The sequence below is a fragment of the Oleiphilus sp. HI0066 genome (assembly GCF_001635725.1).
Genome location: NZ_LWFH01001300.1, coordinates 1 through 15197, shown reverse-complemented (window position 1 = coordinate 15197; position 15197 = coordinate 1). Strand labels below are relative to the sequence as shown.

General features: G+C 43.1%; 14 protein-coding genes. 5 read left to right on the top strand and 9 right to left on the bottom strand.

Annotated elements, in window-relative coordinates:
* Nucleotides 1-6 precede the first annotated feature (6 nt).
* Entirely contained in the window at nt 7-2310 is a 2304-nt protein-coding gene (locus tag A3738_RS18905; protein ID WP_068763782.1) for an LPS-assembly protein LptD, read from the bottom strand.
* A gap of 180 nt (nt 2311-2490) precedes the next feature.
* On the opposite strand from A3738_RS18905, the gene A3738_RS18900 reads away from it, so the two are divergent.
* The 4 genes from A3738_RS18900 (at nt 2491) to A3738_RS18885 (ending at nt 5625) form a co-directional block, all read left to right on the top strand.
* Nucleotides 2491-3525, top strand: a complete 1035-nt coding sequence (locus A3738_RS18900) for an aminoglycoside phosphotransferase family protein (protein WP_068501415.1) — start codon at nt 2491-2493, stop codon at nt 3523-3525.
* Nucleotides 3522-4211 (top strand): nucleotidyltransferase family protein, encoded by a 690-nt coding sequence (locus tag A3738_RS18895; protein WP_068501418.1) that lies wholly within the window; start codon nt 3522-3524, stop codon nt 4209-4211. Before A3738_RS18900 ends, A3738_RS18895 begins: the two co-directional genes overlap by 4 nt.
* A gap of 77 nt (nt 4212-4288) precedes the next feature.
* Complete coding sequence (locus tag A3738_RS18890; RefSeq protein ID WP_068501421.1) at nt 4289-5029, top strand: hypothetical protein; 741 nt, start codon at nt 4289-4291, stop codon at nt 5027-5029.
* A gap of 8 nt (nt 5030-5037) precedes the next feature.
* Complete coding sequence (locus A3738_RS18885) at nt 5038-5625, top strand: hypothetical protein (protein WP_068501424.1); 588 nt, start codon at nt 5038-5040, stop codon at nt 5623-5625.
* Nucleotides 5626-5704: 79 nt separating this feature from the next.
* On the opposite strand, the gene A3738_RS31265 is transcribed toward A3738_RS18885, so the two are convergent.
* Entirely contained in the window at nt 5705-6061 is a 357-nt protein-coding gene (locus A3738_RS31265) for a hypothetical protein (protein ID WP_068480220.1), read from the bottom strand.
* Between the two features lie 136 nt (nt 6062-6197).
* The gene (locus A3738_RS18875; RefSeq protein WP_068501427.1) at nt 6198-6488 is read right to left on the bottom strand and encodes a DUF2782 domain-containing protein; all 291 of its coding nucleotides are present in this window, start codon (nt 6486-6488) and stop codon (nt 6198-6200) included.
* A gap of 113 nt (nt 6489-6601) precedes the next feature.
* Here A3738_RS18875 and polA point away from each other — a divergent pair, with 113 nt between their 5' ends.
* The gene (polA, locus tag A3738_RS18870; RefSeq protein WP_068501429.1) at nt 6602-9319 is read left to right on the top strand and encodes a DNA polymerase I; all 2718 of its coding nucleotides are present in this window, start codon (nt 6602-6604) and stop codon (nt 9317-9319) included.
* Between the two features lie 67 nt (nt 9320-9386).
* Here polA and A3738_RS18865 read toward each other — a convergent pair whose 3' ends face one another.
* The 6 genes from A3738_RS18865 to trmY form a co-directional block, all read right to left on the bottom strand.
* Nucleotides 9387-10133, bottom strand: coding sequence for a hypothetical protein (locus tag A3738_RS18865; protein WP_068501432.1), 747 nt, complete (start codon nt 10131-10133; stop codon nt 9387-9389).
* 48 nt (nt 10134-10181) lie between these two features.
* On the bottom strand, nt 10182-10445 hold the full coding sequence (locus A3738_RS18860) for a PilZ domain-containing protein (RefSeq protein ID WP_068501434.1): 264 nt from the start codon (nt 10443-10445) through the stop codon (nt 10182-10184).
* 462 nt (nt 10446-10907) lie between these two features.
* Nucleotides 10908-12620 carry a bifunctional diguanylate cyclase/phosphodiesterase gene (locus tag A3738_RS18855; RefSeq protein ID WP_068501437.1) on the bottom strand — a complete coding sequence of 571 codons (1713 nt, stop codon included), beginning with the start codon at nt 12618-12620 and terminating at the stop codon, nt 10908-10910.
* Nucleotides 12610-13638, bottom strand: coding sequence for an ATP-binding protein (locus A3738_RS18850; protein WP_068501440.1), 1029 nt, complete (start codon nt 13636-13638; stop codon nt 12610-12612). The genes A3738_RS18855 and A3738_RS18850 overlap by 11 nt, the downstream gene beginning before the upstream one ends.
* A gap of 2 nt (nt 13639-13640) precedes the next feature.
* A complete protein-coding gene (locus tag A3738_RS18845; RefSeq protein ID WP_068480205.1) occupies nt 13641-14066 on the bottom strand; it encodes an STAS domain-containing protein in 426 nt (141 codons plus the stop codon).
* A gap of 369 nt (nt 14067-14435) precedes the next feature.
* Nucleotides 14436-15029 (bottom strand): tRNA (pseudouridine(54)-N(1))-methyltransferase TrmY, encoded by a 594-nt coding sequence (gene trmY, locus A3738_RS18840; RefSeq protein ID WP_068501444.1) that lies wholly within the window; start codon nt 15027-15029, stop codon nt 14436-14438.
* Nucleotides 15030-15197 lie beyond the last annotated feature (168 nt).

Below are 15197 nucleotides of genomic sequence, written 5' to 3'. Positions count from 1 at the left end.
TTTACCTTAATTAATCTCGTCTTCTCGGCGTTGATACCCAGGAATCAATCCGTCCATTTTCGCATCATTAACACCCAAGCCACCCAAGCCACCGAGCTGGAAGCGGAATAAAATCGCATTATCCATTTCACTCGTGTCAGTCAGGTAACGCTGTCCTAAAACTTGTATTCGCCAGCAGCAGCTCGTGTACTCAAGACCCGCCAAGCTGCCTATCGTTCGATGAGAACCTAAATCATAACGCCACTGACCTAGCGCACTCACCTCAGCATTTAAGGGGTAAATAACCGACGTATCACTTTGCTCGATTTCGCCACGTCGAAAGCGGTGCGCTAAATTCAATATCGTATTGCTGTGTTCGCTATAATACGACGCACTCGTCACGCTTTCTTGCGTCTCGTTTTTACTGCTATCCCATAGGTTTGAATAACGGAACGTCCAAAGGTGATCAGGACGTAAAGTGACTTCTGATGCCAATAAGGAATCACCATCTAATACGCGAAGATTCTGAGCTGCACCCACTTTTTGCTCTTCAAACTGTGTGACCTGCCCTAAACTCACACTCAATACATCTAAGCCTCGTTCCCAATCGGTATAACGACTAGTCAAACTTAAGGTCAAACGGTTTTCATCACTCACGCGATCACCACCGGTAAAGCGATTCGCGCGAAACAAGTTATCGTAATTAAAACTCGGAATCGTCGAATCAAAGTTTGGTAGATCGCTCTGATCAACATAATCTGAATATACGTAGTAGATACGCGGTTCGAGGCTGTTTGTGTAGGTTTCAGGCAATATCGTTGGCGTGCGATCAAACGCCATGCCTGCGTCGAGCTCTAAGGTTGGAACAGTGCGAGACTGGTATTTATCCTCTAAACCAGAGTCTTCTAAATAATAGTCGGTATGGTCAATACTCAGTGCTGGCGTCGCATATGCCCAGCTATTACGCAAAGGTACGCTCAATCGAGGTTGATGACGCGCGCGCGAACCGCGCACTCGCTCTGTACCAACTAAGTCATCTTTTTCACGATAGAAATAAACATACTGGCTATTCCAGTCGACATCGAGATGCTGATATGCCTGATAGATATCAAGGTTCAGCTCAGGCAGTCGCTGATATGGTTGCTCCGATGCCAAGGTATTAATATTCAGAGATTTATATTGTTGCAGTAAGGCATCAAAGCGGTAATTTTCGCCGGTGTGGCTCAGCGACAAACGTCTGTCTAGTAGGTCGTCACTCGTGACCTGTAAGCCTTGATCAAGATCATCCAAATAATCATCGTCACTGATTTGGGTATAGCTGAGATAAGCTGAGGTGTCGGTATACACAGTATCGAGCGACCAATCTTGCTCAATACTCCAACCCCAGCGCTCGCCACTTTCATCAAAATTACCAAGTGCTGCCTGATCTTTGATATAGGCCTTATCTTCGTCGATGTATCCGGTAGTCAGCGTTGTTTCTTGCAGTGCACTTTTGTATCGAAACTCAGCTTCTTCATAAGCGCCGCGCCCACCAATCCAATTAGGCGTAATAGTCGCATCGTAGTTTGGCGCTAAGTTCAGGTAATACGGAGCCGAGATATAAAGCCCCGACCCTACGTTTGAGGTGCCGATCGTGGGATATAAAAAACCTGATTTTCTACGCTCATCAATCGGGAACGTAAACCAAGGAACATAAAAGACTGGAACATCTTTGATGGTAAATCGAGCATGACTTGCCGTACCGAAACCTTGCTCTTGATCTAATTCAATCTCAGACGCATAAAACGACCAATCAGGCTCTTCACCATTACACGTCGTAAAACTGCCGTCTTCAATACTTAGAAGCGTCTCATGTTTTTGATCAATCAGTTCGGCTCCACCACGGAAACCCGTATCAGGATCAATAAACTTGGCGTTATGAAGTTTCGCACTTCCCTCGTTCAAATCAACATCCGCGGAATCGCTCGTCATATGCATTTGCGGGCCTTGAATAACAATATGGCCTTGCATGGTGGCTTGGTTCTGCTTTTGATCGATAACCGCCGCGTCACTTCTTGCGTAATAGCCCTCTCGAATAATCTCTACCTGGCCTTCTAACTCCAAACGATTATTCTCTTTGTACTCGACATAATCAGCATGCACAGTAACAGTTGGGTCGAACGATAGATCACCCAAACTCTCACCCATAGCTTGAGGATAAAGCACAGGAATTTCAGGTGTTGCACAGGCTGAATTAGCGGAATCTGCCAATGTCGTTTCTACATGCGCTAACATCATCGATGTTACGCACATCGACACAAAGAAGCTCGGACGCTTCAAACTAAAAGGCATGTAGAACCTCAAATAAAACTAGGCAAAATACGAGGGAGGGTTTGAATGCGCAAATGATAAACCTTGGCACCTTTGATGTCATTTAACTTTTTGATTAGGATGCTTGGCCTGAGCGTTACAGAATGAGCAAAACATAGCGCAAAATATAAATATCACACGCTCGATTCGGACATTCAAATCATGCCTCAAAGAATTCAGCTTCTTGAAAGCTGGCTAAAGACACAACTATCTCCACAAAACGCTCAAGACATCGAACTGACACCCGTTGCTGGGGACGCCAGTTTTCGGCGTTATTTCCGCGCAAGTCATGCTGCAGAGCAAAGAAGCTATATCGTGATGGACGCACCTCCAGAAAAAGAAGACTGCACGGCTTTCATTCAAATTACACAGCAATGGCGCGCTCAAGGAATTCGAGTTCCCGAATTATTTGCACAAGACTTAGAAAATGGCTTTCTGTTACTTGAAGATTTTGGTGACGTACAGTTCTATGGATGTGTTGCACAACAAGACAAAACAACGCAACACCGCATCTATTCATTGGCGCTCGATGAATTACAACGCATTCAAACATTGCCAAACAACAAGACACTGCCAAGTTACGATGAAGCGCTTTTGCAGCGCGAATTAGATTTATTCAGTGACTGGCTCATCGACTCAGCTCTTTCAATCGCCTTAACTCCAGAACAACTTACTACTCTGAAAAACGCCCAAGCCCTTTTGATAAAAAGTGCGTTAGAGCAGACACAATGTTTGGTGCATCGCGACTACCACTCACGAAACATCATAATGCAAGGAGATCAAGTGGGCATCATTGATTTCCAAGACGCCGTATTCGGTCCAGCCACATACGATTTGGTTTCACTTTTGAAAGACTGCTATATCAAGCTTGATCAAGACTTAGTCGAGCAGCTCATGACAGAATTTGCAGGCACTCATTCAACACTCACAAACATTGCCCCAGAGCTTTTCAAAAAGCAGTTTGATTTGATGGGTATTCAGCGCCATATGAAAGCGGCAGGTATTTTTGCGCGACTTGCTCTTCGTGATGGCAAGTATGGCTATCTCAAAGACATCCCAAGAACATTCTCCTACATTGTCGAAGCGTGCAATTCATATGAAGACTTACATGCCTTTGGAGAACTTCTCGAGGAACACATCAAGGAACCTATGCTGACCTTCGTCGAAGCACAATCACAAGAAAATACAGCGTCATGAAAGCAATGATTCTTGCGGCAGGGCTTGGCTCCAGAATGCGCCCACTTACAGACACTTGCCCAAAACCTTTATTGAAAGTCGGCGACAAGACCCTGATTGATCTTCACTTAGAACGACTAGAAGCTCTTGGGATTAAAGACATCGCTATTAACACCCATTGGCTTGGAGAGAAAATAGAAAGTCATATCGATGCGGTTTGGCGTAACCAACTCAATATTCAATTATTCAATGAAGCCTCACTGCTAGAAACGGCTGGAGGCATCCGTAACGCCCTCTCTTTTTTAAATTCAGAGGCCGATACGCCATTTCTGCTGATCAATGGTGATGTCTACACAGAAGCGCCTCTCACGTCTTTATTAGAAAACAAGATCGGTAAAGAGATAAAAGCGCACATCCTTCTGTGCGAAAACCCGGAGCACAATACTAAGGGTGATTTCGGAATCGATAGCACTAACAGCAAACAGATACTCGCCACGCTCATCGCGCCTCTATCACATACTTATTCCGGTATTGGCCTATACCGGCCAAGCATGTTTAAAAATCTGCCTGAAGGAAAAGCGCCCTTGGGACCAATGCTTAAAGAGCTAGCGCAATCTCATCAACTGCAGGCATCAACATTAGATGGGTACTGGCTAGATGTTGGTACACCAAGTCGTCTCGAAACCTTAAGAAATCGACTCGCATAAAACAGGCTTAGTTTTTGCTTTATTTTGACAAATATTTCTTTTTGTCAAAATGCTGTCATATCACTGGAGCAACGACCATGTGGCTAAGTCTACTGAGCATCTTTATTTTTATTGTTTTGTGCTCGATCTTTATTATCGCAACACTTTCATGGAAAGAAGCGAAGTCCGCTTACACCGAGCTGCGTCAGGATCACGCAGAACTTGAAGCCGACGAGCAACAAGCACTCATACAAATCGTGGCATTTTCTAAGCTTTGGTTTCGCAAACAATTCAATTTTATCGATCGCGAACTCATCAATATGTCGCCAAGTTTATTGCGCACAGGACTCATCGCTGTGCGTGAGGAATACGGAGAAGACGAATTGCAAAAAACCCTTCAATGGCAGCTAAAATCAGCCATTCAAGCTCGAAAGCAGCATATCAATAAGTTGGAACTTCTTAATACAAACTTACTAACTATTGCTATATTTGTAGCAGTCATGACGCTCATCGGACAGCTTCAATTCATGTCTCTACAAGGAGCTGAATTAGCTCTTGCGCCGCTAACAACATTAGCGTTCGCTTTGTGTGTACAGGGCTTTGTTTGCAAACCTTTGATTGAACGCTTGTATCGTCAAATGGAAATACATCATGACGCCTTAAATATTCACGCTGAAGGCATCATGATGATTAGCCAAGGCCAAACGCCGGCACAAATTCGATCCGTGCTTGAAGCCATGACAAACGGGCTCGATCACATCAAAGGGCCTGTCAAGCCGGCAAACAAAGTAGCTAAAAAGCCTTCAAGCTTTATTTTCCCAACACGTAAAGCTTCCTAAAAAATAACATGAGCATCGCGATCGATTCAGCACGTTTCAGCTTTCATGCTAGAACTAAAACCAGCGACAACAGCATCATAAACCTTGCAGCGCTATCGTTAGTTGTCTGCTTGATCATCTACCTGAGCTCAATCAAATCAAGCTTGGTAAATGAAGATGCCACGCATGCTGCTCCAACCGTAAGCGACCAGTCTATAAGTAAACAGCTTGCAACACCGGCGCCCGATATATCAAAGCTATTAATTGAGCGGACGAGCTCATACAACTTAAGCCACTATGTAGAAATACAAAAAAATGCGCCAACACCCAAAGTAGTGATTGATAGTGCTTTGCTATTCTCTGAAGGGGCGAGTGCATTGAATCGCTCTGCAAGCACAGCATTCCAAGATTTGTTTGCCGATTGGAATTCGGATCAGAACGTCGAGGTGTTTGTTCTAATGAGGAAGAATGTTCAAAACGAATACGTGCATAATCAAATGCATCGCTCCCTAGAGAAGGAGCGCGCAAACGCTATAAACGCGTACCTCTCTGAGCTAAACGTAAACGCACGCGTTTCGTTTGAAGGTATATCCGCGCAGCAAGCCGGCGCTCGCTAGAAAGATAAATAGACAGATAGGAAATATTCAGACACAAAAAAAAGGAGGCTTAGGCCTCCTTTTTCGTTTTGACTACAGATTAAGCTGCAGCTTCTGCTTTCTTAGCAGGCGCTTTTTTCGCTGCCGCTTTCTTAGCAGGTGCTTTCTTAGCAGCAGGCTTTTTAGCCGCTGGTTTCTTAGCAACTGGAGCTTCTTTTTCAAACTTAGCAATCAAATCTGCTGCGAATGAACCAACAGTTTTGTTTACTTCACGCGCTTTGTCAGAAGCGATTGCCAAGTACTCATCGTGCTTAGTCTTAACGGTTTCTACGTTGTAGTACTTCTCAGCATAACCGAAAGACGCACCAGCAAGAGCCTTGTATTGACCTTCAACTGCGTCGATTGCTTTTGCTACAACTTCTTGAGCTTGTTCTTGGTAGTTTTTGATATTCGCCATGATATTTTCCTCGCTTATTAAGCATCCCTAGATTTCGTAATAACAAGGCAGTCTCGTTTTTTCGAGCAACTCCCTAAGTTGAAGACAGAGTAACAAGCAGGTTTAGAATAATCATACTAAGTTTTAGATTATTCTCTTACCATTCAAAAAGAACCCATTTAGGCACTAACATTTGTGAGCGTTCTTCACGAATCCAGCCCTCGCCATCGGCAGGAACTAAGTAATACTCAGAGCCAACTTTTGGCACGACTTTGATCTCTTTTAATATGCCATTTACACGATACTCGTAGAACGTTTTATCCTCTTCTTCTCGAATCACGATATCAGGCTGCTCACCAGTCGCTAAGTCTTCCGCACTAAGATGTGGAACCGAAAAAGAAGCCAACATAATTGCAGCGACTGCACAGAATTTTAATAGGGTTTGCATAATAAGTTCTCGAGAGGAAATTAACTCAAAGTGTAGATGGAATTGAGGTTTAAGCTTGGCACGTTTTTCCTTACTATAGCAAACTTTCCCAACGACTTATTCAGACCAATTTCATGACAACATCGGCACCTACCGTTCTCGTTGACGGTTCATCTTATTTATTCCGCGCGTATCACGCGCTTCCTCCGCTCAACAACTCAAAAGGACAACCCACAGGCGCAATCAAAGGTGTCATCAATATGATGAAGCGTCTGCAAAGCGATTATCCTGACTCTAAGATCATTGTTGTCTTTGATGCCAAAGGAAAAAACTTTCGTCATGAAATGTATGAGGACTACAAAGCCAATCGTCCCCCAATGCCGGACGACTTACGTTCCCAAATTCAGCCGATTCACGACATTATTCAGGCTATGGGATTACCGCTACTCGTTATTCCGGGCGTTGAAGCTGACGACGTCATTGGCACATTAGCAAAACAAGCTACAGACACGCAGCATGATGTGGTTGTATCGACCGGCGATAAAGACATGGCGCAACTTGTCACGCCGCATGTCACGCTGATGAATACAATGACCAACACCTATATGAATGAGGAAGGCGTCGTCGAAAAATTTGGTGTTAAACCAAATCAAATTATCGATTACTTAGCGCTCGTCGGCGACACGGTTGATAACATTCCTGGTGTTCCAAAATGTGGTCCAAAAACTGCCGTGAAATGGTTGGGGCAATATGAAAGCTTAAAAGGCGTGATGGAAAACGCAGATAGCGTGGGCGGAAAAATTGGAGAGAATCTCCGTAATGCCTTAGAACTGCTGCCACTTTCTTATGAACTTGCGACCATTAAATGCGATATCGAACTCGAGCAAAATCTAGGTGATATTACGCAAGAGTCACCAAACCTAGATGCATTGCGTGAGTTATATACCGAGTTTGAATTCAAATCTCTTCTAAACGCTCTCGACGCAACGGGTACCCCCTCTGAAGGATCTGATTCAGAAAACAAGGCGCCAGCCGTCGAGGTAAAAAAAGAATACGACATTGTGCTTGAGCAAGCACAGTTCGATGATTGGCTTGCACGCTTAAAGGCTGCACCATATTTTGCATTCGATACCGAAACAACCAGCCTTGATTACATGCAAGCACGCGTTGTTGGCGTTTCATTTAGCTGCGAAGCCGGAAAGGCCGCTTACGTTCCGTTTGGACATGATTATCTCGGCGCACCGCAACAATTAGATCAAGATGCAGTACTCGCAAGCTTGAAACCCTTACTTGAAGATCCAGCTGTTTTAAAGCTTGGTCAAAATCTAAAGTATGACCGCAATGTGCTGTTGAATCATGGCATCACACTCGAAGGTATTGAGCACGATACCATGGTTGAGTCTTATGTATTGAACTCGACCGGCTCGCGCCATGATATGGATACCTTGGCAGAAAAATATCTAAATCGAACCACTATTCACTATGAAGATATCGCGGGAAAAGGCGCGAAGCAGCTTACCTTTAATCAGATTGATATAGAGAAAGCTGGGCCTTACGCAGCCGAAGATGCTGACATCACTTTGCAACTTCACGAAGCTTTGTTCCCGCAATTATCAGAAGAAAAAGGTTTACTGTCTGTCTACCAAGAAATTGATAAGCCACTTGTTCGCGTGCTTTCTAACATCGAACGTCGCGGAGCAAAGGTCGATGCGCACAAGCTTGCACAACAAAGCCAAGAGTTAGAACAACGCATTAGCGAGCTTGAGAAAGAAGCCTATGAGCTTGCTGGAGAAGAATTCAACTTGGCTTCTCCCAAGCAATTACAAGCCATCTTCTTTGAAAAGCTTGAATTGCCGATCATCAAAAAAACGCCGAAGGGCCAACCATCGACGGCAGAGCCGGTCTTACAAGAGCTCGCTCTCGATTACCCTCTTCCAAAACTGATTTTAGAGCACCGCAGCCTTGCGAAGCTCAAATCCACATACACGGACAAACTTCCGCAACTGATCAATGCTAGCACTGGGCGCATTCATACGTCTTACCACCAAGCAGTTACGGCCACCGGACGCTTATCATCAAGCGACCCAAATCTTCAGAACATACCGATTCGTACCGCTGAAGGACGCCGTATTAGGCAAGCATTTGTTGCAGAGCAAGGCTATAAGCTCATTGCAGCCGACTACTCTCAGATTGAACTGCGCATCATGGCCCACCTCTCTCAAGACAAAGGTTTGTTAGATGCTTTCGCTCACGGTGCTGATGTTCACAAGGCAACTGCGGCAGAAGTATTTGAAGTAGCGCTCGAAGAGGTCACTAGTGATCAACGACGCAAGGCAAAAGCCATCAATTTTGGCTTGATATACGGAATGTCTGCCTTTGGTCTAGCTAAGCAGATCAAGGTAGAGCGTTACGAAGCTCAAGATTATATTGATCGTTATTTTGAGCGTTATCCAGGCGTGCTCGATTACATGGATCGTATTCGCAAGCAAGCACATGATGATGGCTATGTTGAGACCGTGTTTGGTCGCCGTTTGTATCTTCCTGATATCAACGCGCGTAATAAAATGATGCAACAAGCAGCCGAGCGAACCGCGATCAACGCACCTATGCAAGGAACCGCTGCAGATATCATCAAACGCGCAATGTTAGATGTTGAAACCGCACTAGCCTCTAGTGAGCTTGATGCGAAGATGATCATGCAGGTACACGATGAACTCATTGTCGAAGTACGAGAAGATCAAGTCGAAGAGATTGCAAGCTTACTCAGTGAGCTCATGATGGGCGCAGCAAATCTTGACGTGCCACTGATTGTCGAAGCGGGAATTGGCGACAGCTGGGATGTAGCGCACTAATTACTGATCAAACGCTCAGATGCAAAAAAGGCAGCCAACTGGCTGCCTTTTTTGATGAAATCTCATTTTAAAGCTGATAGTTCACACGAACTAAGCCCGGTACGCCAAACAGTTCGTCATTACTATAAACCACAGGGACAATATCAACATTCAACTTCTGATCGTAAGCCCAACGCACACCTAAAGTATAAGTATTATCGGTGTTATCCGCGGTTGTCATTAAGGCTTCAACACCTGCAGAAAACAACCCCGCTTGCGTATCAATAATGCCAACATATGCACCGACATCTAGCTCCAAAAAGTTATCGTCTTTCTGATCACCATCTGCATATACAAAACGTGGAGCAATGGTAAATGTTCCCGCATCAGCATCAACAGTGAAGGCTGCGCCAAGTTTTAAATTAGATTGATCGAGCACTGTCTGGCCTTGCTCATTCTCTAAATCAGTATGCGAAAACGCACCGATCACACTCCATCTAAATGGATGCGCTCCACTCTCATCGAGCGTTAAGTCAGGCATTGCATATTTCAACATTACTTGGTTTTCGTCATAGCTATTTAGGCCGCTATTCAGAATCAATTCTGCTCCTGGCAAACCTAATCGAACGCCACCACCCGCATTGATATTGTCTGATCCTGAGTGCAATTCGATAGACGCCTCACGATGATCTGCAACCGTTCCATGCTCGATATAAAAGCCTCTGGTTGGCTCGTTGTAATTCGCGCGAACATTTTCTTGGGCGTGAGAAATATGGGAAAAACCTAATGAAGCGACCATTGCTGTCGCAGAGATAAATGCAATATGCGCTCGCATCGCAACCTCCATGCAATTATGTAAAAAGTTAAGAAGTGAATTCGGCGATCAATCCAAAATAAAACGTAAGCCAATGCCCTCTTCTGTTCTGCGCATGATTTCCATATTCAGAATCGGGGCATCACCTGTTAAGCCTTGAACTTGCCCTTGAATCACAGTACCAATGGCAGGCATATCAGAATTATCCGTGAGTAGGAAAACCCCTCCATCAGAGATATCTTTGGTTGAGGCGACAACCTCTCCAAAGCTCTCATGAGAGATTTTAACTCGCGCTTTCATCGGGATTCTTGGGTGACGTCGGCTATCAGACATAAGGCTCTACATATTTGTTTATTAGTATTTATATTACCCGCAGCATATTAACGAAGCACCCTGTGCTTTCCTAGCAAATCGGCGCTCGCAGGCTATACGGTTTGTTAAGAAAGTTAGAGCATAGACTTAGGAAGACTTAATACCAAAACCATGCTCTCTACCGCCCTATATAAGTTCAAATCTATATCTCCAGTTTGTTTATATAAGGGAATCATAAGGAATGTTATCTCTTAGAAATAATAAATGTATAACTAAGTTGATAAGCAATTGCATCACTAGATATAGTCAGGTTTGTAAATTCTATAATTAAGACAGCGCCAATTATTTTGTTCTATGCATAGAGACAAAACCATCCAGTGCTAAATCAAAGTTTTTAAAACGCAAGAAGTGACTCAGAGAAATGAGGGCATATTAAAATTTTATCCGACATACTATGAAGCCGGAGCTCTCACCTAAAAAAACTCAAACTGGGGCGCAACGGACACTACCCTTTAGCTCCAGAACAACATTATCTTCAGGGGGAACATCCAATTCTGTGTTTTTTATTATTTGTTCCAATATTTGGGGTTTGTGTAAATAAAAGCCTTGCGCAAAATCGACACCAATTTCTTTTAATTTTTCATGAATAGGTGCACTAGTAACAAACTCTGCGATAGTCTTCAAACCAATGGTATGTGCGAAACTGTTAATTGATTTGATCATTGCATAGGAGAACTCATCTTCATCGATTTCTTTCACAAACATGCCATCAATTTTAATGTAGTCAATCGGCAGATTCTTTAGATACTGATAAGATGAGAGCCCCGTTCCAAAATCATCCAGAGCAAAGGCATACCCTTCGCATCGTAACATGGCAATGAACTCTTGAGTTTTCTCAATATTTTCAATAGCAGCAGTTTCTGTTATCTCAAACGTAATTTGCTCAGGTTTAACGGTATATTTGTGGGCAAGGGACAAAATAAAATCACCCAACTTCCGATCGGAAATTGACTGCCCTGACAAGTTAATTGCCACATGCATATTTGGTGTAAGTTGCGAAAAGACCCGATCGATTACCCAGCGATCTATTTTCGGCATTAGCTTTGAACGCTCAGCCACTGGTATAAATAAACCGGGAGGAATGTTCTCACCATCCTCCGATTGAAGGCGCAGGAGCGCTTCGTAATGGCATCGATTATTGCTGTCGTTTACAGGGCTGATTCTCTGAAACATCAGAAAAAAATGATCGTTCGCAATAGCCTCATCTAAAATACTTAGCAAATTCCTATCTTGCATGAATAAGGCATACTCACTTTTTGATGAATCCATGACATGAATACGATTTTCATTATCGCCTTTTGCATAACGGCACGCCGCGTCGGCGCCGTTAATAAGTTGGCTGACATCAGAATAAAGTGCCTTATCAATTGGAGCGATGCCAGCCGATAAGCTCACACTTAATGCTCGGCCTAGGTGAACTAAATTAATCTTTTCTACTTTTTTTAGAATAAGATTAACAATGTCTTGTGCTTTGCTAAGTGAACAATCTTCGAGTAACAATGCAAATTCATCGCCACCTATTCGTGCGACCGAGTCTCTATTTCTGACACAACTTAAAATAATCGTAGATACTTGTTTAAGTATTTCATCGCCTGCTGAATGGCCAGCCAAATCGTTGACTAGCTTAAACCGATCTAAGTCGATAAACACGACCACACTAGTCTTAGTGCTCTCAAGCGAGCTTTGCAGAACAGTATCAACGCGTCTCTCGAAAGTCTGTCGATTTAATACTTGCGTAAGATGATCATGGGAATTTTGATGCATCAATGCCTTCTTTTCAGTTCGATCCTCAATGATAAGGAGCGTACCGTGTAACATACTTTTGCAAGTTATAAACAATTCTAAGTCATTCAGCGGACTACTGCATGGATGCGAAAAATGCCGCCTTTTCCGTGACAAAATTAGTTTTTCAAATTTATCTACGACCTCAGGAATACTTGCCTTTAAAATTTGATAGCTTTCATCCACAAAATTTGAAGGAAGCGCATCTTCAAGACCCAAGAACTCCAATGCTCTCGCATTGATAATTTCGATCTCTTTTTGGTGTGAAATAACAATAATTCCAAACGGCACCGCGCCAACAATGCTTGACAATTGCTGCCTTAACGTAGATGTTTGATTTAAATTAGCATGCATATTTCCCTCGAACCACTAGCAGTGTCGCATCATCATCATCAAGAGCAGACAAATCAAAAAGAGATCTCGTTTGTTGATCAAGTGATGTATTACGTTCCATGTTCAAAATATTGGGTAAACTAATGCCATCGGAATGTATTAGAACCGTAGTTTCAGTTCGTCTTGGAAAGACCTCAACCAGCGAACCATTGGTAACCACCTCACCGTTCAATAAAAAAAGGCTTGGATCAATCGGCTTCCTTTGGATAACCTCAGAGCCAACATAAAGCCCAATATTTCCGCATCTAATCACTTCAAACCGGTCAGGAAATACTTTCATCAACAACGTTTGCGATAAATACTTCCCGTTGTTTTCCCTGAGTGCAAGCTGACATTTTTGTAGCAGAGTATCAAGCGAATCCATGTAATTACTTTCAACAACCGTCTTAAATATTGACGCATAAGACGAAGATTGGGCACCAAATTCTCTAAAGTCTGACAAAGCTACCAGCAGATTTTCTGCATGAAAGGGCTTAATTATGTATTGATCATGATTGAAAAAAGCGTTCACCGCAGGGAAAGATTTTACCGAGACTTCGGTATCATCAAGCACAGGTTTCAAAAAATGTCTAAGCGTAATGGAGGTGCCGGTCAGGTCACTCTTATTAAATATAAACTCCTCGACACTCCGAGCTGCAGCGCCCAAACCCTTACCAATACTTGGCTCACTGTGCGTTGAAAAACCGTCAACCATTGCTGCATCGATATCTGGAATACCAGTCCCTGCATCCTCTATGGTAATTTCAATTCCTTTTCCCGCACATATCGTGCGTATTGATGCTTTTCCCGGTAGGGCATATCGAATAACATTAGTGGCAATTTCCGCAACAGCAATTGATATCATGCCAACTTCGTACCGAGAAAACCCTATTGCTGAGGCCATCTCTCTTGAACATTTTGCTACCGCGTATGCATCGGAAGGAATTAAAATATCCAGGCAATAACTAACCAGGCCTGATGCATTCAATTTATCGTTCACAGCTAGCTTATTTTGACAACTTGATAGCCTGTTAAAGCATGTGCCTGAGAAACTGCCTCCTTAAGGTCGCGAACAATTTTCAAACCGACAAATTGAACCTCGGCGGCAACCATAGTTCTAGCAAGCGAGCCATTAATGCCACAAAAGATGAGGTCTACACCAACTAAAGTGAGTACCTTACTAAGACTTATCAGATGCGCGGACACAGCCGAATCAATCGCATCAACATTCATTAAATCGACGATTACTATTTTTGATTGAAGCTCATTACATTTTTGAGTTGTGAGATCAGTGATCTGAGCCATTCTTGCTGAGTCTATCGACCCAAACAATCCCGTGTAAAGCACATCTTCGATAATCTCAGAGACCACCATCGGTACTTCACCGCCGATTTGCTTCCGACTTACTGCAACTTTCTCTATTGACATCCTTCTTCCTTTTTATCGTTATTACTTCTTGAATTGTAGAGTAGTATAAAAATCAAACAATAAAAGCTAAAAAAATAATGACGAAGTAACTCCAACGAGGCGTTAGGACTGAAAAAATAAGATAACTTAAATCCCAACAATGATGGCACTACAAAGAAATTAACTCGCTGCCTAACTATTAAAATTGGGCGATTTATTAGAAAATATAGCATCGATTGCCATTGAAAAGACGCATGAAAAACATGTACGTGATCAAAGTTAGTGATGTACTAACTGATTTCAATACCAAGTTTCGATCATCATGACATCTCTCAGAATGACATCATTCTAAACGAATATATCCGTCAATATTGTATTTAGAACCCTTATCTAGAGACGATCTAGTTCATTATGTATCAACACCACACATTGCGAGGCAAAAAGCATTTTAGGGCCGACATTAATCTTCTCTGTACCTAGGCGCTTCAAACTATTAAAGCTCTTCTTGGGCATCGGAATGTGGTCCGTCAAAATGAAACAAGGATTTTCTTTGAAGTCCATCGTACGTATCGAATTTCCCTTAACATCCATCATATATAGCTCATTAGTCTTAGCGAGCTCTTTGATTAATTTTTCAAAACTCATGGTTTGAACGGAAATACCTGCTTCTACCTGCTTGAACCTCTCTTTCTCCATACCAGCAGACATCTTTAAAGCCTTAGCAATTTTGTCGAGTAATGCAGCTTCGTGAAATCCGCCAATGTTACTCAGTTCAGATGAGGTAAATGTAACAGTCCGAGAAAAATCCTGCGTACTTTCAAGCACCAAATGCACAACAACATCATGGCGGTGAGACTTGGCAACGAACATTGCATTCATTAAAGTATGGGCGAGAATTTCTGTGTGGGCATCTTTTCCAACGCCCGCCAAAAATTTATTAGCATCGGTAGGAGCTGCACGAGCACGAAGAATAAAGGTTTTCATCAAAGCGTCTCTAGAATTATGATTCCAGATTGTAGCGTGACTCTAGATTATCCTGAAATAGCTAGTTGGCTATCATGCTCTGTGTCCTGATAAAAAACACAACGAAAGCAGGGTCAGAACCTTATCAAAATAGCCAGACCTACTATTATTGCAACTAATCTACACTGG

What these genes read in the sequence shown, in the direction of transcription:
- A3738_RS18855 (WP_068501437.1), bottom strand. Translation starts at nt 12,620, where the DNA reads ATGCATGCTAATTTAAATCAAACATCTACGTTAAGGCAGCAATTGTCA.
- trmY (WP_068501444.1), bottom strand. Translation starts at nt 15,029, where the DNA reads ATGAAAACCTTTATTCTTCGTGCTCGTGCAGCTCCTACCGATGCTAAT.
- polA (WP_068501429.1), top strand. Translation starts at nt 6,602, where the DNA reads ATGACAACATCGGCACCTACCGTTCTCGTTGACGGTTCATCTTATTTA.
- A3738_RS18875 (WP_068501427.1), bottom strand. Translation starts at nt 6,488, where the DNA reads ATGCAAACCCTATTAAAATTCTGTGCAGTCGCTGCAATTATGTTGGCT.
- A3738_RS18905 (WP_068763782.1), bottom strand. Translation starts at nt 2,310, where the DNA reads ATGCCTTTTAGTTTGAAGCGTCCGAGCTTCTTTGTGTCGATGTGCGTA.
- A3738_RS18860 (WP_068501434.1), bottom strand. Translation starts at nt 10,445, where the DNA reads ATGTCTGATAGCCGACGTCACCCAAGAATCCCGATGAAAGCGCGAGTT.
- A3738_RS18895 (WP_068501418.1), top strand. Translation starts at nt 3,522, where the DNA reads ATGAAAGCAATGATTCTTGCGGCAGGGCTTGGCTCCAGAATGCGCCCA.
- A3738_RS31265 (WP_068480220.1), bottom strand. Translation starts at nt 6,061, where the DNA reads ATGGCGAATATCAAAAACTACCAAGAACAAGCTCAAGAAGTTGTAGCA.
- A3738_RS18900 (WP_068501415.1), top strand. Translation starts at nt 2,491, where the DNA reads ATGCCTCAAAGAATTCAGCTTCTTGAAAGCTGGCTAAAGACACAACTA.
- A3738_RS18865 (WP_068501432.1), bottom strand. Translation starts at nt 10,133, where the DNA reads ATGCGAGCGCATATTGCATTTATCTCTGCGACAGCAATGGTCGCTTCA.
- A3738_RS18845 (WP_068480205.1), bottom strand. Translation starts at nt 14,066, where the DNA reads ATGTCAATAGAGAAAGTTGCAGTAAGTCGGAAGCAAATCGGCGGTGAA.
- A3738_RS18885 (WP_068501424.1), top strand. Translation starts at nt 5,038, where the DNA reads ATGAGCATCGCGATCGATTCAGCACGTTTCAGCTTTCATGCTAGAACT.
- A3738_RS18890 (WP_068501421.1), top strand. Translation starts at nt 4,289, where the DNA reads ATGTGGCTAAGTCTACTGAGCATCTTTATTTTTATTGTTTTGTGCTCG.